Source organism: Fluviibacterium sp. S390, from assembly GCF_049800695.1.
Classification (GTDB): domain Bacteria; phylum Pseudomonadota; class Alphaproteobacteria; order Rhodobacterales; family Rhodobacteraceae; genus Meridianimarinicoccus.
In genome coordinates this window covers 107,823-127,816 of the sequence record NZ_JBNAFN010000005.1, presented here as the reverse complement: position 1 = coordinate 127,816, position 19,994 = coordinate 107,823, and the positions used below count along the sequence as shown (strand labels likewise).

The 19,994-nt window shown below is 64.2% G+C and carries 15 protein-coding genes; 10 read left to right on the top strand and 5 right to left on the bottom strand.

The annotated features are described in order from the left end of the window. Positions 1-63 precede the first annotated feature (63 nt). The 4 genes from ACP15K_RS05910 to ACP15K_RS05895 all read left to right on the top strand — a co-directional run bounded on the left by ACP15K_RS05910 (position 64) and on the right by ACP15K_RS05895 (position 7,743). Positions 64-753 carry a GntR family transcriptional regulator gene (locus ACP15K_RS05910; protein ID WP_424990048.1) on the top strand — a complete coding sequence of 230 codons (690 nt, stop codon included), beginning with the start codon at positions 64-66 and terminating at the stop codon, positions 751-753. A gap of 153 nt (positions 754-906) precedes the next feature. Then, positions 907-2,223, top strand: coding sequence for a malonyl-CoA decarboxylase (locus tag ACP15K_RS05905; protein ID WP_424990047.1), 1,317 nt, complete (start codon positions 907-909; stop codon positions 2,221-2,223). A gap of 10 nt (positions 2,224-2,233) precedes the next feature. Continuing rightward, positions 2,234-3,742: a malonate--CoA ligase gene (locus ACP15K_RS05900; protein ID WP_424990046.1), complete on the top strand. Its 1,509-nt coding sequence runs from the start codon at positions 2,234-2,236 to the stop codon at positions 3,740-3,742. A 380-nt stretch (positions 3,743-4,122) separates the two neighbouring features. After that, on the top strand, positions 4,123-7,743 hold the full coding sequence (locus tag ACP15K_RS05895; RefSeq protein WP_424990045.1) for an Ig-like domain-containing protein: 3,621 nt from the start codon (positions 4,123-4,125) through the stop codon (positions 7,741-7,743). A 97-nt stretch (positions 7,744-7,840) separates the two neighbouring features. On the opposite strand, the gene ACP15K_RS05890 is transcribed toward ACP15K_RS05895, so the two are convergent. From ACP15K_RS05890 to ACP15K_RS05875, 4 genes are all read right to left on the bottom strand, one after another. Continuing rightward, entirely contained in the window at positions 7,841-8,587 is a 747-nt protein-coding gene (locus tag ACP15K_RS05890; protein ID WP_193142420.1) for an outer membrane protein, read from the bottom strand. 268 nt (positions 8,588-8,855) lie between these two features. Further along, complete coding sequence (locus ACP15K_RS05885; protein WP_424990044.1) at positions 8,856-9,632, bottom strand: DUF2092 domain-containing protein; 777 nt, start codon at positions 9,630-9,632, stop codon at positions 8,856-8,858. Between the two features lie 291 nt (positions 9,633-9,923). After that, positions 9,924-10,793 carry a hypothetical protein gene (locus tag ACP15K_RS05880; RefSeq protein ID WP_424990043.1) on the bottom strand — a complete coding sequence of 290 codons (870 nt, stop codon included), beginning with the start codon at positions 10,791-10,793 and terminating at the stop codon, positions 9,924-9,926. Between the two features lie 40 nt (positions 10,794-10,833). Next, positions 10,834-12,228 carry a glutamate decarboxylase gene (locus tag ACP15K_RS05875; protein ID WP_193142423.1) on the bottom strand — a complete coding sequence of 465 codons (1,395 nt, stop codon included), beginning with the start codon at positions 12,226-12,228 and terminating at the stop codon, positions 10,834-10,836. 375 nt (positions 12,229-12,603) lie between these two features. On the opposite strand from ACP15K_RS05875, the gene ACP15K_RS05870 reads away from it, so the two are divergent. Continuing rightward, entirely contained in the window at positions 12,604-13,995 is a 1,392-nt protein-coding gene (locus ACP15K_RS05870) for a multicopper oxidase family protein (protein WP_424990042.1), read from the top strand. Between the two features lie 333 nt (positions 13,996-14,328). Here ACP15K_RS05870 and ACP15K_RS05865 read toward each other — a convergent pair whose 3' ends face one another. Then, complete coding sequence (locus ACP15K_RS05865) at positions 14,329-15,063, bottom strand: VIT1/CCC1 transporter family protein (RefSeq protein WP_193142425.1); 735 nt, start codon at positions 15,061-15,063, stop codon at positions 14,329-14,331. 357 nt (positions 15,064-15,420) lie between these two features. Between ACP15K_RS05865 and ACP15K_RS05860 the strand changes: the two genes are divergently transcribed. From ACP15K_RS05860 to ACP15K_RS05840, 5 genes are read left to right on the top strand one after another with little or no spacing between them, the layout of a single operon-like run. Next, on the top strand, positions 15,421-16,608 hold the full coding sequence (locus ACP15K_RS05860) for a D-alanyl-D-alanine carboxypeptidase family protein (protein ID WP_394355474.1): 1,188 nt from the start codon (positions 15,421-15,423) through the stop codon (positions 16,606-16,608). After that, positions 16,605-17,252: a dTMP kinase gene (tmk, locus tag ACP15K_RS05855; RefSeq protein ID WP_193142426.1), complete on the top strand. Its 648-nt coding sequence runs from the start codon at positions 16,605-16,607 to the stop codon at positions 17,250-17,252. The genes ACP15K_RS05860 and tmk overlap by 4 nt, the downstream gene beginning before the upstream one ends. Further along, positions 17,249-18,367 (top strand): DNA polymerase III subunit delta', encoded by a 1,119-nt coding sequence (locus ACP15K_RS05850; protein WP_193142427.1) that lies wholly within the window; start codon positions 17,249-17,251, stop codon positions 18,365-18,367. Before tmk ends, ACP15K_RS05850 begins: the two co-directional genes overlap by 4 nt. Positions 18,368-18,377: 10 nt before the next feature. Beyond that, the gene (locus ACP15K_RS05845) at positions 18,378-19,196 is read left to right on the top strand and encodes a TatD family hydrolase (protein ID WP_424990041.1); all 819 of its coding nucleotides are present in this window, start codon (positions 18,378-18,380) and stop codon (positions 19,194-19,196) included. Further along, entirely contained in the window at positions 19,196-19,993 is a 798-nt protein-coding gene (locus tag ACP15K_RS05840; RefSeq protein ID WP_424990040.1) for an MBL fold metallo-hydrolase, read from the top strand. Before ACP15K_RS05845 ends, ACP15K_RS05840 begins: the two co-directional genes overlap by 1 nt. Position 19,994: the final 1 nt, after the last annotated feature.

Here is a 19,994-nt window from a genome sequence, read left to right as displayed (position 1 = left end):
CTTCGCCCCGCACGACGAACGCAAGCGCTTTGCTTTGCAGATCGAGCAGGATACGAGATGTTCATGATCGAGCCGCTTCCAGAGACCTCCCCCGCAGCACCGCCAGCGTCCGTGTCGGCCACGCAAGGCGCTTATCAGGCGATCCGTCAGATGATCATCACCGGCGAGTTGGCGCCGGGCGAGAAGCTGAAGATCGAGCACCTGAAGGACCGGATGAAAACCGGTGCCTCGCCGATCCGCGAGGCGCTGACGCTTCTGGTTTCGGACCAACTGGTCGAGCGGCTTGACCAGCGCGGCTTTCGCGCCGCCCCGGTCAGCCAGGAGAATTTCGGCGAAATCCTCAAGCTGCGTTGCGCGCTGGAGGATATGGCCCTGCGCGACTCCCTCGCCTGCGGCGACAACCCGTGGGAAGAAGCGCTGGTGCTGGCCCATCACCGCATGGCCCGTGTCAACGGCGGCGAGCTGACCACCTTTGAAACCTGCCACAAGGCGTTCCACATGGCGCTGCTGGCGCGGTGCCGCTCGCCGATCCTGCTGCGCTATTGCAGCCAGCTCTATGATCTCAACGTGCGCTACCGGTATCTTGCGGCGCGGTCGCGCAAGTACATTCGTCGCGACGTAGCCGGGGAACATCAGGGCATCCTGGACGCCGCCGTGGCACGGGATGCCGATCTCGCCTCTGAACGGCTGCTCGACCACTACCAAAAGACCGGAACCTTTCTGGCCGAGACCCCGGATGCGTTGCAGGAGTAATCCCAGTCTGGGCGGGCCGCGCCGTCGCCCCGGTCCGGAAGGCAGAAAGGCGGTCGGACGGCGCGATCCGTTGGCCCTCTTCCTTTAATATTGACGACAAAAATGTTATTTGTCTTGAATTATCGATTTTATAGCGCGAGGCTCTAGATCGACATGCAGAAAATCCAATCGAGCTATCTGGTCGACCTGCTTTCGACCATCACGGCCCGTCCGCGTCTGGGTGGTCGGCCGTCCGACCGCCGCTCTCTGCGAGAACTGTGTGATCTGTTGCTGACCGATCTTGGCGATGTGCAGTCAAGCCAGGTCTCGCGCGCCCTGCTGGCGAAATACAGTGACCTGACCGCCGAAGAAAAACTTGCCTTCTTCGAGATGTTGGCGCGAGATTTCGACATTGATGCCCCACAACTTGCCGACCTGGCGACGCAGTACGCCGCAGAAAAATCGGCCGACACATTGGCCAAGGTCATCGCCTGCGCCGAGCCACGCCGTCAGGAACTGCTGCGCCGGCTGAACCGGGTGTCCGGGGCCACGGCCGATCTGGTTGCGATGCGTCTGGAACTTCTGGCCGCCATGCGCGAAGCACCCGAACTTGAGGTGATTGATTTCGACTACCTGCATCTGTTCCGGTCCTGGTTCAACCAGGGCTTTCTGGTGCTGCGCCGAATCTCGTGGGACACCCCCGCCAGCATTCTCGAAAAGATCATCGCTTATGAGGCGGTCCATGCGATCAACAGTTGGGAAGAACTGCGCCGGCGACTTCTGCCCGAGGATCGCCGCTGCTACGCCTATTTCCACCCCGCCATGCCGGATGAGCCGCTGATCTTCGTCGAGGTCGCGCTGACCGAGGGTATTGCGGGCAACATCCAGGACGTGCTGGCCGAGGACCGGCCTGCGCTGTCGCCCGAGAAGATCGATACCGCGGTCTTCTATTCGATCTCAAACTGCCAGAAGGGGCTGCGCGGCATTTCCTTCGGCAATTCGCTGATCAAGCAGGTGGTCGAAGACCTCAAGACCGCCCTGCCCGGCCTGACCACCTTCGTCACCCTTTCCCCGATCCCCGGCTTTCGTTGCTGGGCTGAACGTCAGCTTGCCGAACTGCCAGAAGGTGCGGCAGACACCGCCCCGCTGGCCCGCGCCATGGCCGCCGCCGAAGACGGTGAAGCCGGGGCCGAAGCCTTGCGCGGCTATGTGGCCCGCTACCTGATCGAGGAAAAACACCCGCGCGGCGGACCGCTCGATCCGGTGGCGCGCTTTCACCTCGGCAATGGCGCACTGGTGCATGAGATCAACCTCGGCGCCGATCTGTCCGCCAACGGGCTGCGGCAATCCTGCGGGGCGATGGTCAACTATCTCTATGATCCCGCCCAGATCGACCGCAATATCGAGGGCCATTCGGCCAGCGGTTCGGTCGCCCATACACGCGCGCTGGCCAGCCTGCTGAAATCACATGCCGCCAAGACAAAGAACTGAGACACCAGACATGACCAACTATCTTTTCGACAGCCTTTTCGGACGCCACGCGACAAGCGAGGCGCCTTTTCTGCTGCTGCCCGACGGCGAGGCGTTGACCTACAGGGATTTCCTCACGCTTTCGGCGCGCATGGCCAATGTGTTTACCGATCTGGGGCTGGAAAAGGGGGACCGGGTTGCGGTGCAAACCGGAAAGTCCGCGCAGGCGCTGGCCATCTACGCCGCCTGTTTGCGCGCCGGTCTGGTGCTGTTGCCGCTCAATACCGCCTATACGCCGTCCGAGCTTGGGTACTTCATCGGCGACGCCGAGCCGGGACTGGTGATCTGTGATCCGGGCAAGGAAGACGCGATTGCGCCTCTGCTGTCGCAAGACACGACCCTGCTGACCCTCGACGCACAAGGCGCGGGCAGCCTGATGGACCGGGCACAGGCGGCAAGCGCGGACCAGGCGCCCCTGCCCTGCGGCCCCGAAGACCTGGCCGCGATCCTGTATACATCCGGCACCACCGGACGCTCCAAGGGCGCCATGCTGAGCCATGACAACCTGCTGTCGAACGCCCAGGCATTGGCCGATCTGTGGCGCTTTTCGGACAGCGACGTGCTGCTGCATGCGCTGCCGATCTTTCACACGCATGGGCTGTTCGTGGCCGTCAATGTGGTCGCGCTGACGGGCGGCGCGATGCTGTTTCATCCCGCGTTCGAAATCAATGCCATCATCGCCGACCTGCCCCGCGCCACGGCGCTGATGGGCGTGCCCACCTTCTATACCCGGCTTCTCGGCGACGATCGGTTCACCGGGGATCTGGTGGCGCATATGCGGCTTTTCGTGTCCGGCTCGGCGCCGCTTCTGGCAGAAACGCACACGGAATTCGAAAGCCGTACCGGTCACCGGATCCTCGAACGCTATGGCATGACCGAGACGAACATGAACGTCTCAAACCCCTACGACGGCGCCCGCCGCGCCGGCACCGTCGGTTTTCCACTGCCGGGCGTCGATCTGCGCATCACCGACCCCGAGACCGGCAAGGTGCTGCCCGACGGCGACATCGGCATGATCGAAGTGCGCGGTCCAAACGTCTTCAAGGGCTACTGGCGGATGCCGGAAAAGACCGCCGAGGAACTGCGCGAGAACGGCTTTTTCATCACCGGCGATCTCGGCCAGATCGACGAGCTTGGGTATCTGTCGATTGTCGGCCGGCAGAAAGACCTGATCATCTCGGGCGGCTACAACATCTACCCCAAGGAAATCGAGGTTCTGCTCGACACCTTGCCCGGCGTGGGCGAATCCGCCGTGGTCGGCGTGCCGGATGCCGATTTCGGCGAGGCGGTGATCGCCGCCGTTGTTCCCGCCACCGGCGCCACCCCCGACCCGGAAGCGTTGCTGGAGGCGCTGCGCCCGCAACTTGCCCGGTTCAAGCACCCGCGCGCCATTCGCATTCTCGATGAACTGCCCCGCAATACGATGGGCAAGGTGCAAAAGAACCTGCTGCGCGAGGCATTCACCGGGAAAACCGCCTGACCCTCCGGGCCGCCCTGCGATACCGCCGGGACTGCCCCGACCGCCGCCTTTACAACAGCGGTGACGGGCCGCCGCCCAATGTGACGCGGGTTGGGACATCGACCGCATCCGGGTCGCGATCGTGAACTGAAATCCCTCGGAATTGCCGCGTTCGCGCGGGACGTGGCGGCCTTCCGCGCACAGCAGGGCACTGTGCGATTCGGGCAGGCACCACGGGGTCCAGCAGCCCCCTCCCGACCAGTTTTCACCCTCAAATCAGCATTTTCCCTAGATTTCAGCGCCAGATCGATACGAATCTGTCCAAATCTCCGCACAATCATAGGTAAAGATTGTGTATCCTCTAAGTTGTTTTTAGGCATGACGTTCAAGGAGAATTGCCCATGTCCGGAATTATCATCAACGGCACACCGGCGGATGAAGACATACATGGTACCCGCGACGACGATGTGCTGTCGGGCGGCGCGGGCAGCGACACGCTGCGCGGGCGACGGGGCGATGACGTCTTGCTCTATGACGTGGCCACCAATGCTGGCGCAACGGACACCATTGATGGCGGTCTTGGCTACGACACCCTGCGACTTTTGATGTCATCGGCCGAGTGGCTGGATCCTGAGGTTCAGACGCAGATCGCCGCCTACCTGGTCTTCATGTCCGACAAGACCGCCGGCGGCACCCAGGAAGCCGAGAAGGAATTCTTCTACTTCACCTGCTTCGAAGGACAGACGCTGCGGGTCAACCGGGTGGAGAACCTGGAGGTCTACGTCGATGGCAACCCGGTCGATCCCACCGACCCGCCTGCCATCGCTGTCGATGATCTGGTGACCGTGGCCGAGGATGGCCCTGACCTGTCCGGCAATGTCACCGACAACGACAGCCTTCTGGACGCCCCGGCGACGGTAAGTCTGGTGACGGGCCCTGCCCTGGGCAGCCTGACCCTGAATGGCGATGGCAGCTATTCCTACAGCCTGAACAATGGGGATCCGGCCGTGCAGGCGCTGGCGGTGGGCGAAACCCTGACCGACAGTTTCACCTATCTCGCCACCGACGCCAATGGCGACACCGATACCGCCACCGTGACCATCACCATCACCGGCACCAACGATGCCCCCACCGCCGAGGACAACACTGCGGCGACCGGCGAGGCTTCTTCCGTCGTGACCATCAATGTGCTGGCCAACGACACCGATCCGGATACCTCGGACACGCTGACGGTGACGGGTTTCGACGCGGTCTCGGTGGAAGGCGGGCTGGTCAGCTACAATGGCGATGGCACCTTCACCTATGATCCCAACGGCCAGTTCGACGCCCTGCACGGCGGCGAAAGCGCCCTGGACAGCTTCACCTATACCATCGACGACGGCCACGGCGGCACCGATACGGCAACCGTGACCGTGACCATCGCGGGCGCGGACCGCTATGTCCTGTTCTATCAGGGCTACGATGTGTCTGGCGGCTACGAGTTGTGGGGGCTGGACGAGGACGGGGTCGCGCGCCGGATTGCCGACTCTGCCGCCGGCACTGACAGCACCTTCCCCAAGAATTTCGCGGAACTGGATGGGGATCTGTATTTTACCGCAAGCGATCCGATCAACGGCAACGAGTTGCGCAAGCTGGACGGCGCGACCGGTGCGATTTCCATGGTGGCCGACATCAATGCCGGCAGCGGCGGTTCTACACCCGCCAATCTGCTGGCACTCAACGGCGATCTGTATTTCACCGCCTCCGATCCCACCCATGGCACCGAGTTGCGCAAGATGGATGGCATCACCGGCGCGGTCAGCCTGGTGGCCGATCTGAACCCCGGCAGCGGCGGCTCTGCCCCCAAGGAGTTGTTTGCCTTCAACGGCGACCTCTACTTCAGCGCCAGCGATCCGGCCAACGGGCAGGAATTGCGCAAGATGGACGGCACCACCGGCGCCGTCAGCCTGGTGGCCGATCTGTACGCTGGTGCCAGCGGGTCGAACCCAGCACAGTTGATCGGGTTCAACGGGGATCTGTATTTAACAGCCAAGGACGCCGCGAACGGCACTGAATTGCGCCGCATGGATGGCACCACGGGCGCGGTCAGCCTTGTGGCCGACCTTGAACCGGGCAGCTTCGGGTCGTCGCCCAAGGAATTGACCGTGTTCAACGGCGACCTCTACTTCTCCGCCTCGGATGCCGACGGCGCCGAGTTGCGCAAGCTGGACGGCCTCACCGGCATGGTCGGACTTGTGACGGACCTGAACCCCGGCAGCGCCAGCGCTTCGCCCTCGGACATGACCGAGTTGAACGGCGACCTGTACTTCCGCGCCACGGATGCAACCCATGGGTCCGAGTTGTTCAAGCTGGACGGCACCACCGGCGGGGTCAGCCTTGCCGCGGACATCAACAGCGGCAGCGCCAGTTCCAACATCGCGCATGTGACGGCGTACAACGGCGACCTGTATTTCAGCGCCTATGACGCCACCAGCGGCTATGAGTTGCGCAGGCTGGACGGCACCACGGGCGCGGTCAGCCTGGTGGCCGATCTGTTCGCAGGCAGCGGCAGTTCCTTCCCCAGCGAGTTGGTGGTGGTCGACGGGAAGCTTGTGTTCCAGGCCAACGACGGCTCTGGCAATGCCCTGTTCTCTCACGATGGCACGGCGACCACCAAGGTCGCGCCGATCAACGACGCGTCCTCCAATGCCGCCACCACCGGGTTTTTCGCCTTCAACGGCGACACCTATTTCTCGGCCTACGATCTGGCCAGCGGTGCAGAGTTGTACAAGCGGGACGGCACCACCGGCACGATCAGCTTGGTGGCCGACATCAATCCCGGTGCGGGGTTCTCCAGCCCGGCCCTGTTCACCGAGTTCAACGGCGATCTCTATTTCACGGCGTCGAACGGCAGCAGCGGCACGGAATTGCATATTCTGGAAGGCACCACTGGCTATGTCGGCCTTGTCGCCGACATCTTCACCGGCAGCGGCAGCAGTACCCCCAGCCAGTTGACCGCGTTGAACGGCGACCTGTATTTCACCGCCTTCGATCTGACCAACGGGGCCGAGTTGCGCAAGCTGGATGGCACCACGGGCACCGTCAGCCTTGTGGCCGACCTGAGCAGCGGCAGCGGCAGTTCCAGCCCCATGGATCTGACCGCGTTCAACGGCGATCTCTACTTCTCGGCCTTCGATCCGACCAACGGATTCGAGCTGCGCAAAATGGATGGCACCACCGGCACCGTCAGCCTTGTCGCCGACATCAATGCCGGCAACGGCAGCTCCTATGCCAGCAACCTGTTCGAATTCAACGGCGACCTCTATTTCCGGGCCAGCGATGCCACCATCGGCACCGAGTTGCGCAAGCTGGACGGCACCACCGGCGCGGTCAGTCTTGTTGCGGACCTGTATCTGGGGATCGGCAGTTCGAACCCCTCGCAACTGACCGAATTTGCCGGGGATCTGTATTTCACCGCCGAAACCGTGACCACCGGGGTCGAGTTGCGCAAGATGGACGGCACCACCGGCACCGTCACCACCGTGACCAGCATTCAGCCCGGCAGCGCCAGTTCGAACCCGGCGGAACTGACCGCCTTCAACGGGGATCTGTATTTCACCGCCGACAGTCCGACCAGCGGCACCGAATTGCACAAGATGGACGGCACCACCGGCGCGGTCAGCCTTGTGGCCGACATCAACAGCGGCAGCGCGGGATCGAACCCGCAGCAATTGACCGTGTTCGACGGCGACCTCTATTTCGCCGCCGACAACGGGATACACGGACAGGAGCTCTGGCGGATCGACGGCACCACTGGCGTCGACGAGATGGTCTTCAACATCGCAGACGGTCCCGGCGGATCCGGCGTCACCAACCTGGATGTCATCGATGGCGAGTTGGTGTTCCGCGCCGCCACCTATGAAACCGGCTGGGAATTCTACCGGTACGACGGCACCACCCTGTCGGTTGAAAACGTCAACATGGATCCGGCCTGGTACAATCCCAGCCAGCTTTATGCGCCGGTCGACGAGTTCATGTTCTGAGCACTCTCTGCGGCACGCATTGATGCGACCAACAAGAAACGCCCGACCGGATTTCGGTCGGGCGTTTTGTCTGGATCATCCGGGATCAAACGGTGCGTCAGAAGCGATAGGTGCCGCCGATCAGGAAACCGCCAAGACCGAGATCGGCTTGCGAACCGCCGATCTTCTTCTGGATGTCCATGTAGCGATAGCCGACTTCCGCCGACCAGCTTTCATTGAACTGGTAGCCGACGCTGGCCAGCGCCTGCCAGGTCGAGGTGTCGGACGACAATCCGCCCACATCGGCGACCACCCTGCCGTACCAATCGTTGCCGAAAGGCACCCGCAGACGTGCGACCACCAGGGGAACGGTCCAGTTGGAGTCGGCCTTGTTGGACTGGCTGCCCGAAGACCCTGACGCGTTGAAATCGGTCTCCAATTCGACGCCGAAGGATCGAAAGCCGATCCCGACGTCGAAATCCGCATTGGGCGCATCATAGGCCCGATACAGCGCATAGCCGCTGACCGCCGTGACCTTGGTGTTCACTTCTACGGTGTCGAAAGCGGTTCCTGCGGGGGCGTCTTCCTTCTTTCCAAGATTGGCATAGACCCCGTCCAGAACGAAGCCCCAGCGATCATTGCGGGCCTCGAAGGTGCCCATGAACGCGCCCTTGAGGTTGTCCAGGATATCGCCGCCGCTGCTTTCCAGATCAACCTTGCCGTACGCAGTGTCGACGGATCCGCCAAGGCCGGGAAGCCAGCCATAGATCGAGGCCGCGTAATTCCAGTCCTGCGCGCCCGCACAGGCCGGCGCCAATGCCAGACCGGCGCAGAATGCGATGAGTTTTGAGTTCGGTCTGATCATGTCATCATTCCTTTCGAAGAGACTCTTGGAACAGCCGGGATGTCACGGCGTGCCCCCCTGTGGCCTTAGCAATCGTATACACCCACGGCGCAGCGGCGCACAGTGCGTCGGCCAACACCCGCAACACTGACCGGGGTCAGCGGGCGTCCGACGCGCGCCTCTGCCGCCGGGACAATGGAGCCGGTTCCGAATTGGGTTCCGGCAAATTCGACAGCGGCAGTCAGGGCGAACAGGCCGGCGAGAACACAAGCAAAGCGCGCAGTACGGGTCATTGGCTGGCCTCCAGCGTCAGATGGGTGGGAAAATTCGGGGCTTTGAGGGCGAAGGTTTCCATGTCCACTTCCATCATCCCGTCGGCGGGTGCGAAGGAAAACGCGGCGCCGTCAGCTGTTTCGCGCCAGTCGCCCACGGTGACGCGGTATTGCGGGGCCTGGGCCACGTCGCGCGAGGTGATGACAAAGCGGCACGGGTACGGCGTGTCCCCCTGCGCGACCCAAAGCTGCCAGTCGGCCTGGGGGTTGCGGAACGCCAAATGATCGCATTCGATGCCGCCAATCACACCGCTGCCCAGATCCTTCACCTCGGTCACCCCCTCCATCAGCGTTGCCGCTGCATTGGGGATCAGAAGATCCGCCGCCGGAAGCGGCCGGGCGTAGGTGTCGCGCAGGGCGTCGATCAGACCGGCCAGATCGCCCGCGAACGGCACGCTGGTATAGAGCGCGGTGTCGGCGTCGGCCACGGCAAGGATCGTACCATCAAAGGCCATCTCAAGATCGGTGAAGCCGCCCTTGCTGGTCACATGGACCTGACCGGGGCGCGCCACGGCGATATGGCCCGAGCGCGCAAGCCCCAGTTTCTCGCCATCGACGGTGACCACATCCTGTTCCGTGTCGAAGTTGAAAGAGAACGCGTCGAGCGCCCCAAGGTAATTCGACATGGACTGAAGGATGCGCCGCGCGTCCGCCTCGTCGGCCCGTGTGGCGGCCGGCAGGACGCTGGCAATCAATGTCGCCGCGATTGTCCCGGTGAGGGCTGTGGATTTCATCTGGACCTCTTCATTTCTGCTGCCTCTGGTGACGACCGGCGAAGTGCCTCTGCGGAACGGCCAGAGCCGGTGGCAACGCCCGGTCTCCGATTTCGTCCGTGTCATTCTTACGGCCTCAAACGGCTTCGTTAGGGCATGATACGCCGCCGCAAGCATCTCCCCGCTTGATACATATCAAGCGATGGGGGCGTGGTTTGACTTCAAAGGCCAGAATTGCGCCCCAGATCGCGTACCGTCCAATCTACCTCACCCGGAAGGCAAGCTGACAGCGGGGCGGTTGTGATGGTCACCCTAGGCTGATGTGGGCGCTCCCGCCCTGCGAGCTTGGGCGCTTTCACGCATCAGCAGCACCGCCCCGATGAAAAAGCACAGCGCGCCCAGCCCGAGCAGCGCATTGGCCACGATCAGGATCCATCCCGGCTCTGCCTGCGCGGGCACGAAGGCCAACAGGCTGGACACCAGGAAAAAGACGCATCCAAGCATGTTGATGCTCACGATGATCCAGTCCAGGTCCTTGGGTCGCCAGGCCCAGTAGCCGTGGCAGACCTCGATGAAGGCCAGGTAGCCGGACAGCAGAAACAGGATCGAGCCGATCATGCCCGGCCCCCAGATCACCAGGTCCTGCAGAAGCCATTGCGATGGTGCGTTGATCGCATCGAAGGTGTTGAAGTTGAAGGCGACTGTGCCGACGAACTGCGCAAAGGTGCTCAGCCAGCCGGGGTTTTTCGGATGCCAGCCGATCAGCGCGATGCGGTCGCCTCGGCGAATGTCCTTCGGATCTGGGCGGAAGTCATCGGCATTGGCGGCCTGGAAGTGCTGCAGGTAGCCCGCCGTGGTGAACGGGATGGAGCCAAGGAAGAAAATCACCGCGATCTGGGTGCCGGAAGGGATGCCGCCCCAACTTGTCGGCAGCAAGGATGCCCCCGCGCCCAGCATGAACAGCATCGCCCCGATGGCGAACACCAGTCCGATGATCCAGTTGTAGGTGCTGCTGTGCCAGAACGGAATGGCGAGGGCCTCGTGCCCGCGCTCGTCCCGCAGCAGACCCTTGCGGTTCTGGCGGGCGCGCCAGACCAAGGGGCGGTCGCGATGGGAATACCGGCGCAGGGTGACAAAGCGCCAGGCCCCCGCAGTTCTGAAATCCGCCGGATGTCCGGTCATGCGATGCCCTCAGCCAGCCGGCCTGCCGCCATCCCTGTCCTCAATGATGGAAACCCGTGGCATCTTCATCGGTCATGGGCCGCTGGATCGGGTGCGCCTTGAAGTGCTCCATGGCCTTTTTCATGTCCATGATCAGAAGCGAACACAGGTCATGGCTGACCCCGTTGCGCACAAGAATCCGCTGGATCGCCTGTTCCTGACAGTTCGCCGGAAGCGTATAGGCCGGCACCTGCCACCCACGGACGCGCAAGCGATCCGCCAGATCGAACAGCGTGAAACCGGGGTCTGCACCGTCTTTCAGTTTCCACGACACTGCCGGGATTCCCTTGTCGGGCTCTCCGCCGAAGACAATCTCGAACGGGCCCATCGCGGCGATCTCGCGCGCAATGAACGCGGCGCTCTGGTAGCAGGCGGAATGCACCTTGCGGTAGCCTTCGCGCCCCAGCCGCAGGAAGTTGTAATACTGACAGACCACTTGCCCGCCCGGCCGCGAGAAGTTCAGCGCGATGTCGCGCATGTTGCCACCAAGGTAGTTGACCCAGAACACCATGTCCTCGGGCAGATCCGCTGCCTCGCGCCACATGACCCAGCCAACCCCCAGCGGCGCCAGGCCGAACTTGTGGCCCGAGGCGTTGATCGACTTTACCCGCGGCAGGCTGAAATCCCACGGGATATCCAGGGCACAGAACGGGGCCAGAAAAGCGCCGCTGGCGCCGTCCACATGGATCGGAATGTCCAGTCCGGTTTCGGCCTGATAGCGGTCCAGCGCATCGCTGACCGCCTGCACCGGCTCGTACTCCCCGGTAAAGGTGACGCCCAAAGTGGGCACGACACCGATGGTGTTCTCGTCGCAGCGCGCCAGAACCTCTTCCGGCGTCATCAGCAGGCGGCCGTTTTCCATGGGGATTTCGCGGTGCTCGATGTCCCAGTAGCGGGTGAACTTGTGCCAGCAGATCTGCACCGGTCCGGTGATCAGGTTGGGCTTGCCGATGGGTTTGCCAGCGGCTTTCTGGCGCGCTTCCCAGCGGCGCTTCATCGCCAGCCCGCCCAGCATCGCCGCCTCGCTCGATCCGGTGGTCGAGGTGCCGACCGCGGGGCCTTCGGGCGCGTTCCACAGGTGCGCCAGCATCCGCACGCAGCGCGCCTCGATCTCGGCGGTCAGGGGGTATTCGTCCTTGTCCACCATGTTCTTGTCGATGCAATCTTCCATCAACTGGTGAACTTCCGGCTCCTCCCAGGTCTGGCAGAAGGTGGCAAGGTTCTGACGGGCATTGCCGTCCAGCATCAATTCATCCCGGATCGCGGCATAGACATGCTGCGGTTGGCGTGCCCCATCGGGAAATTGTGCCCGCGGAAGTTGCCGCGCCTGATCGCTCGCGCCGTAGATCTCGTCCTCGATGCTGTCCGTGGCGGCCGTCGATTTTTCCGTGGTCAAAGCAGTATCTCCCTGTGCTGCGGCGCCCGCAGTGAAATGGCGAACCGGCTCCGGACCGGGATTTCTCCGGTTACCCCATGGCGCGTCCGCGATTAACTGACTGGATTAACGTGAAGTCTTCGGGTGTCGCATGGCCTGACTGTTGAATGGTCAAAGCTTACGCGGCGGTGTTTGCGGCCCGCAAGGGGAGTTTCCGACGGCTGGCGATTTCATGGGCTGCACTGACGAACACCTGCAAACTGCCTCCGCTCCGCCGGGGTTTGCCCCAGCCCTCTGGCCAGCGGCCCCAGCGGTGCTATTGTCCGAATATCCAGACGTGGTCGACACTGTGCCAACACCCAGACCACTTGTGCGCACTTGCAAGGAACCTGCCCGATGATCGCCCGCAGAACGCTACTGAAAACCGGTGCCAGCTTTGCGGCCCTGCCGTTGGTGCCAAAGTCCCTGCAGGCCGCGGCACCGACCGCCGAGGTGATCGAGGCGCGACTGGCGCAGGCCCAGATCGCGCCGGAAGGCTATCCGCTGACGCAGGTCTGGAGCTTTGACGGAAAACTGCCGGGATCCGAGATCCGCGCGCCCCAGGGCAGCCGCCTGACCCGCACGCTGGTCAATGCGTTGTCCGCGCCGACCTCGGTGCATTGGCATGGCATCCGTATCGACAATGCCATGGACGGGGTGCCGGGGGTCACGCAGTCGGCCGTGCCACCGGGCGAGACCTTTCTGTATGACTTCGATCTGCCCGATGCCGGCACCTACTGGTACCATTCACACAACCAGTCCTACGAACAGGTGGCGCGCGGATTGCACGGCCCGCTGATCGTTGAGGAACGCGAAGGCCCCGACGTGGATCGCGACGAGATCCTGATGCTGGACGATTTCCGGCTGGATCCCGAGACCGGCCAGATCGCCGGTTTCGGAAACATGCATGACTTCAGCCATGCTGGCCGGATCGGCAACATCACCATAACCAACGGCGTCTTCAACAAGACCCTGCAGGCCCGTCAGAACGAACGCCTGCGCCTGCGCCTGATCAATGTGGCCACCGCCAGGATTTTCGACCTGAACGTTCAGGGGCTGGCGGGTTGGGTCGTTGCGCTGGACGGAATGCCGCTCGACACCCCGCGCCCGTTGAACGAGTCACTTCTGCTTGCCCCGGCGCAACGCATCGACCTGATCGTCGACGTTACCGCCGAGGATGGCAGCGCCGCGCATCTTGTGCGGATCGAGGGCGACGAAGCATTTTCGCAGGTTCTTTTCGAGGTGCGTGGCGTGGCCGCGACTCAGCCAAGGGGCACCCCGTCCCCCTTGCCGCCCAATCCGGACATGGTGGTCGCGGGGCTGGACGGCGCGTTGCAAAGCCATCTTCAGATGGATGGCGGCGCGATGCGGGGCTTTGCCTCGGCCCGGATGGACGACCGCAAGGCCAGTTTCCGGGAGGCGGCGGAAAATGGCCAGTTCTGGGCTTTCAACGGGATGGTCGGCATGCCGGAGGAACCGCTGTTCGTGGCCGAGCGGGGCCAGACGGTGCGCGTGACACTGCAGAACGACACCATGTTTCCGCACGCCATGCATCTGCACGGCCATCACTTCCGCGAGGTTCACCCCGACGGCACCCTGGGTCCGCTGCGCGACACGCTGCTGATGTTCGCGGACGAGCAGCGCGAGATCGCCTTCGTGGCCAGCAATCCCGGCGACTGGGTGTTCCATTGCCACATGCTGGCCCATGCCGCCTCGGGCATGATGACCCGCATCAAGGTGCTGGCCTAGCTGGCCGGCTCTGATCCCTCGCACATTGGCGCGGATCGCACGCTTTCCGGTCAGCCTCTGCGATGGGGGTTTGCCCGTCGGGCTGTTCCTTGAAGCCCGGCATCGTCCTGATCTTGCGGTTGGAAACACCCTGATCCCTGTCCACGGGCAGCAGGTCCGTGTTGACCTTCTGCTGACCGAGATCCCTCAGGTGCCGGCCGACATGCCGCCCGGCGTTTCCGGACCCGCCGGGAAACAGAAGACGCATCACGCCTGCTTTCCGAACGGATACCGCGCGGCGGCGCGGCACCTTATCCCCGCAAACTCCGGCACGGCCCTTGACCCCTGATCGTTCTAGCCTGCCACAATCGCGCCCACGGCAAAGGCCACGATGGCGCAGGTGGTGCCCACCAGAACCGTCTCTCCGACACAGCGCAAGACGCTTTCCCGCGTCGACCACCAGCGCAGCAGACCCAGCAATACAAGGGCGGTGAACGTTGCCAAGACCGAGGCCAGGAACACCGCCTGACTGGGATCGAACAGGAAATAGGGCGTCAGCGGAATCACCCCGAAGGCGACGAAGGACAGGAAGGTCATCAGGCCATCCAGCGCCGGGGAGCCGTTGCGCATGTCCTGCATCTGCAATTCGTAGCTCATCATCATGTCGGCAACCAGTTCCGGGCAATCAATCAGGTCGTGCGAGACACGGTCTGCCGTTTCAAGCGGCATCCCGCGTTCGGCAAGCATCTGCACGATCTCCCGCCGCTCCTGCTCGGGGTTGGTTCGCAGTTCCGCAAGTTCGACCCGGCGCTGCGACACGTACAGATCCCGCTGCGACCGGGTTGACAGGAACTCGCCCAGCCCCATCGACACCGCGTCGGCGAAAAGATTGGCCAGACCGAACACCAGAACCGCCAGCGCCCCGATCTGCGCAGCCCCCTCGGCCGAAGCCCCGGCGAAACCCGCGACGATGGCGAAGGTCGTGACGATCCCGTCATTGCCGCCGTAGACGATCTGCTTGAGAAACTCCTGCAGCCGCCCCAGCCCGTGTTCCTCACGGCGATGCGTGTCCCAGTTGATCTCTGCCATTGGCACGCCTTTCCAACAGGGTTCGGGCGGCATCTTCGGGAAACGACCCAAGGTCGTGCCGCTGTCATGCGCCGTTGATGTTATCCTGATCCCCTGACCCGCGGCAGGCAATGCTGTCGCTGGAGGGCGCGGTTTTTGTCGCAAGCCGCCAACTGCCCGCGTCAGGAAAGGGTGGCATTGCGCCCGGATCCCCTGCCTTGCCGCCGTCCGCGTGCCGAACGCCGCACTTTTCGCAACCGAAAGACCTTTGATCCGAAGACCACGGCCCTCCCCGGTACGTCACCGCACCGGACCGGATCCCGATTCTCCGCGCCCGGCGTGGTTGGACTTGCCCAAACCCGGTGCTAGGGTGCCGCCATGCGGATCAGACAAGGACCTGACATGCTGCGCGCCTTCGTGACCACCGGCCTTACTCTGGCCCTTCTCTCCCTTCCGGCCGCGGCTCAGACCGCGTTCGAAACGCAAGCCAAAGCGGCCTTTGTCGTGGATCTTGGCACCGACACCGTGCTGCTGGAAAAGCAGCCCGATATTGCCTTGCCGCCGGCCTCCATGTCGAAGCTGATGACCCTGCTGATGCTGTTCGAGGCCCTGCGCGACAATCCCAACGTCACGCTGGACACCCGTTTTGGCGTGTCCACCAAGGCGCGGCAGATGGGCGGCTCGACCATGTTCCTGAACGAACGTGACCGCCCCTCGTCCGAAGAGTTGATCAAGGGCATCATCGTGCAATCGGGCAATGATGCCACCGTGGTCGTGGCCGAAGGGCTGGCGGGAACCGAAGACGCCTTTGCCCGGATGATGAACGCCCGTGCGAAAGAGCTGGGGATGGAAAATTCCACCTTCGCCAACGCGTCGGGCTGGCCCAATCCCAACCACCGGATGAGCATGCGGGATCTGGCCATTCTGGCCGAGCACCTGATCGAGGATTTCCCGGAATACTATGGTTTCTTCGCCATGCCCGAGTATGAATTCGACGGCCGCGCGCCGGACAACCGGTTCAACCGCAATCCGCTGCTGAAGCTGGATATCGGCGCCGACGGGCTGAAGACCGGCCATACCGAGGAAGCCGGTTACGGGCTGGTCGGTTCGGCCCGGCAGGGCACCCGGCGCATTGTCTTTGTCGTCACCGGCCTGACGTCGGCGGCCGCCCGCGCGCAGGAGGCCGAGCGCATCGTCAGCTGGGCCTTCCGCCAGTTCGTCGAGGTCGAGGTGGCCGAGGCAGGCGAACGCATCGCCGAGGCGGATGTCTGGATGGGCAACGTCCAGAAGATCGGACTGGTGGTCCCCGATGACCTGAAGGTCCTGACCGGCGCTGTGCAGAACGATGTCGCGGCAGAAGTGGTCTTTGACAGCCCGCTGCAGGCGCCGATCGCCGCAGGTCAGCCGGTGGCCGAACTGGTCATCACCCGCCCCGGCCTGCCCGAGGCCCGCCTGCCGCTGGTGTCGGATCAGGATGTGACCTTCGGCGGATTCGTCCCGCGCCTGCGCAGCGCCGGTCAGGTGCTGGTGTCGCGGGTCATCGGTCAGGCGGAAGGGCTGTTTTGAGCGCCGCGCACCAGCCGCCCCGGTTCATCAGCTTCGAAGGCATCGACGGCAGCGGCAAGTCCACACAGGCGCGGTTGCTGGCCGAGCATCTGCGGGCGCAGGGCCGCGAGGTGGTGCTGACCCGCGAACCCGGCGGCTCGCCCGGGGCCGAGGACATCCGCCGTCTGGTCCTGGGCGGCGAACCCGACCGCTGGTCGCCGGAAACCGAGATCCTGCTGTTCACCGCCGCCCGGCGCGATCATTGGGAACGCACCATCCAGCCGGCCCTTGACCGGGGTGCCACGGTCATCACCGACCGCTTCGCCGACAGCACGCGGGTCTATCAGGGCACCACGCGCGGCGACCTGACCGATATGGTGGACCGGCTGCACACGCTGATGATCGGGGTGCAGCCTGACCTGACATTCGTTCTTGATCTGCCCCCGGCGCAAGGCCTGGACCGCGCTGTCGCGCGCGAGGCCGGCGCGGCGCAGGATGAAAGCCGGTTCGAAGGGTTCGGCCTGAGCTTTCAGGAACGTCTGCGCGCCGGGTTTCACGATCTTGCCCGACAAGCGCCGGAGCGTGTGCGCCTGATCGACGGCACCGGGTCGCTTGACGCCGTGGCCGCCCGTGTACGGGCAGCGTTCGAGACCGAAAAGGCATGATCGGCACCGCCCCGGACCTGCCCGAACCCGACCGCGCCGAAGGGGCCGCGCATCCAAGGTTTGCGCCGTCGCTGGTGGGCCATGAGCGGGCACAAGGCCAGTTTCTGGAAGCGGTGAATACCGGCCGGTTGCACCATGCATGGCTGATCACCGGCCCGCCCGGTATCGGCAAGGCCACGCTGGCGTGGCGGCTGGCGCGGTTCCTACTGACCTCGCCCGAGCCATCCTCGGATGCGGGCCTGTTCGGGGCACCCGAGCCGCTGACCAGCCTTGACCCCGGTCCCGATCCCGCGCCGCTCAGCCGGATCGAGGCGCTTTCCGAACCTGGCCTGTTCCTGTTGCGGCGCGGCTGGGACGCCAAGACCAGGAAGCTGCGCACGGTCATCACCGTGGACGAAGTGCGCGCCTTGAACGGGTTTTTCGCCCTGTCGCGGCCCGACGGCGGCCGCCGCGTGGTGATCGTTGATGCCGCCGACGAGATGAACGCCAATGCCGCCAACGCGCTGCTGAAACGGCTGGAGGAACCGCCCGCGCAGACGGTTTTCCTGCTGGTCAGCCACATGCCTTCGCGCCTGTTGCCGACCATCCGTTCACGCTGCCGCACCCTGCCCTGCGCCCGGTTGCCCGAGGCGCAGATGGCCGAGGTGCTGGCGCGCCTGTTGCCCGACACGCCTGCGGAAGAACGCACAGCACTTGCGCAACTGGCCGACGGCAGCCCCGGCGGCGCGCTGCGCCTGCAGGTCCATGACGGGGTGTCGCTGGGCCGCGAGATCGACGCGCTTCTGGCCTCCATGCCCGGTGTCGACCGGATGCGGGCGGTGGCGCTGGCCGCGGGTCTGTCGGCGCGCGATGCCCAGGACAAGCGCAGCCTGTGTCTGGACCTGATGGATCAGGCCATGGCGCGGATCGCCCGCGCCGGTGTTCTGGGCGGTGACGACCCGCTGGCGCGGTTGGCGCCCGGCCCGGATGCGGGTCGCCGATGGGCGCAGGCACAGCAGGACGAATCCGCGCGGGTTCGGCGCGGATTGGCGGTCAATCTTGACGCTCACAGCCTCATCCTCGATATGGTTCTGAGAATAGACAAGCTGGCAGCCGACTGCGCCGCCGGAAGGTAACCATCGCGTCATGACAGATTCCCCACAGCCCCGGCTGGTCGACAGCCATTGCCACCTTGATTTCCCGGATTTCCAGGACGAGCTGCCCGAAGTGATTGCCCGCGCCACCGAGGCTGGCGTAAGCCGCATGGTCACCATCTGCACCCGGCTGCGCAACGCCCCGCAGGTGCGCGCCATTGCCGAGGCCCATGATCCAGTGTTCTGGGCAGGCGGCACCCACCCGATGAGCGCGGCCGAGGAACCGCTGGCCGCGGTCGAGGATCTGGTGGCGCTGGCCGCGCATCCGAAATTCGTGGGCATCGGCGAGACCGGGCTGGACTACTATTACACCTCGGACAGCGCGGGCGTGCAGCAGGACAGCCTGCGCATCCATATCGAGGCCGCCCGTCAGACCGGCCTGCCGCTGATCATCCATGCCCGCGCCGCCGACGACGACATGGCCCGCATCCTGACCGAGGAACACCGGGCCGGGGCCTTCGACTGCGTGATGCACTGCTTCTCGTCGGGGCGCGACCTGGGACTGGCGATGCTGGAGCTGGGCTTCTACCTGTCCATGTCAGGCATCGCGGCCTTCCCGCGCTCGCAAGAGCTGCGCGACATCTTCAAGGAAGCATCCCTGGACCGCATCCTTGTCGAAACCGACGCCCCCTACCTCGCGCCACCGCCGCATCGTGGCAGGCGCAATGAACCGGCCTATGTCGCCAAGACCGCCGCCGTCGGGGCCGAGGTTTTCGGCGTCAGCACGGCAGAGTTCGCCCGCCAGACCAGCGAAAATTTCGACCGCTTGTTCGCCAAGGCCGCCGCCTGGCGTGCCGCGGATGCCGCCTGATGGGCGAGATCCGGTTGACCATCCTGGGCTGCGGATCGTCGGGCGGGGTCCCCCGACTGGGCGGGCATTGGGGTGAATGCGACCCCGACAACCCCCGCAACCGGCGGCGGCGCTGTTCACTGCTGGTCGAGCGTGAGGGCGACGCGGGAACCACGACGGTGCTGATCGACACCTCGCCCGACATGCGCGACCAATTGCTGAGTTCCGGCGTCGGTGTGCTGAACGGCGTCGTTTATACCCACAGCCACGCCGACCATGTGCACGGGTTGGATGACCTGCGCCAGGTCGTGTTCAACACCCGCGAGCGTCTGGATGTCTGGGCCGACGAGGAAACCAGCGACAACCTGCTGTCGCGCTTCGGCTATGCCTTCGTGCAGCCCGAGGGCTCTCCCTATCCGCCGATCCTGAACCTGAAGCTCATCCGCGGTGATGTGGTGGTGCCCGGCCCCGGCGGCGATGTGGTGCTGCGGCCCTTCGCGGTGGCCCACGGCGGCATCGAGGCGCTGGGGTTTCGCATCGGGGACGTGGCATATCTGCCGGATGTCTCCGAGATTCCGGATGCTGCCTGGCCAATGCTGGAAGGGCTGGACTGTTTCATCGTCGATGCCCTGCGCCGCAAACCCCATCCCACCCATGCGCATCTGGCGCGCAGCCTGGAATGGATCGCCAAGCTGGCCCCGCGCCGCGCGGTGCTGACCAACATGCATATCGATCTGGACTATGCCACGGTGGCCGCCGAAACCCCGGACCACGTGGTACCGGCGCATGACGGCCTCACCCTCAGCTTTCCGGTCTGAT

What these genes read in the sequence shown, in the direction of transcription:
- ACP15K_RS05885 (WP_424990044.1), bottom strand. Translation starts at nt 9,632, where the DNA reads ATGAAATCCACAGCCCTCACCGGGACAATCGCGGCGACATTGATTGCC.
- ACP15K_RS05840 (WP_424990040.1), top strand. Translation starts at nt 19,196, where the DNA reads ATGGGCGAGATCCGGTTGACCATCCTGGGCTGCGGATCGTCGGGCGGG.
- ACP15K_RS05850 (WP_193142427.1), top strand. Translation starts at nt 17,249, where the DNA reads ATGATCGGCACCGCCCCGGACCTGCCCGAACCCGACCGCGCCGAAGGG.
- ACP15K_RS05880 (WP_424990043.1), bottom strand. Translation starts at nt 10,793, where the DNA reads ATGACCGGACATCCGGCGGATTTCAGAACTGCGGGGGCCTGGCGCTTT.
- ACP15K_RS05895 (WP_424990045.1), top strand. Translation starts at nt 4,123, where the DNA reads ATGTCCGGAATTATCATCAACGGCACACCGGCGGATGAAGACATACAT.
- ACP15K_RS05865 (WP_193142425.1), bottom strand. Translation starts at nt 15,063, where the DNA reads ATGGCAGAGATCAACTGGGACACGCATCGCCGTGAGGAACACGGGCTG.
- ACP15K_RS05845 (WP_424990041.1), top strand. Translation starts at nt 18,378, where the DNA reads ATGACAGATTCCCCACAGCCCCGGCTGGTCGACAGCCATTGCCACCTT.
- ACP15K_RS05890 (WP_193142420.1), bottom strand. Translation starts at nt 8,587, where the DNA reads ATGATCAGACCGAACTCAAAACTCATCGCATTCTGCGCCGGTCTGGCA.
- ACP15K_RS05910 (WP_424990048.1), top strand. Translation starts at nt 64, where the DNA reads ATGATCGAGCCGCTTCCAGAGACCTCCCCCGCAGCACCGCCAGCGTCC.
- ACP15K_RS05905 (WP_424990047.1), top strand. Translation starts at nt 907, where the DNA reads ATGCAGAAAATCCAATCGAGCTATCTGGTCGACCTGCTTTCGACCATC.
- ACP15K_RS05900 (WP_424990046.1), top strand. Translation starts at nt 2,234, where the DNA reads ATGACCAACTATCTTTTCGACAGCCTTTTCGGACGCCACGCGACAAGC.
- ACP15K_RS05870 (WP_424990042.1), top strand. Translation starts at nt 12,604, where the DNA reads ATGATCGCCCGCAGAACGCTACTGAAAACCGGTGCCAGCTTTGCGGCC.
- ACP15K_RS05860 (WP_394355474.1), top strand. Translation starts at nt 15,421, where the DNA reads ATGCGGATCAGACAAGGACCTGACATGCTGCGCGCCTTCGTGACCACC.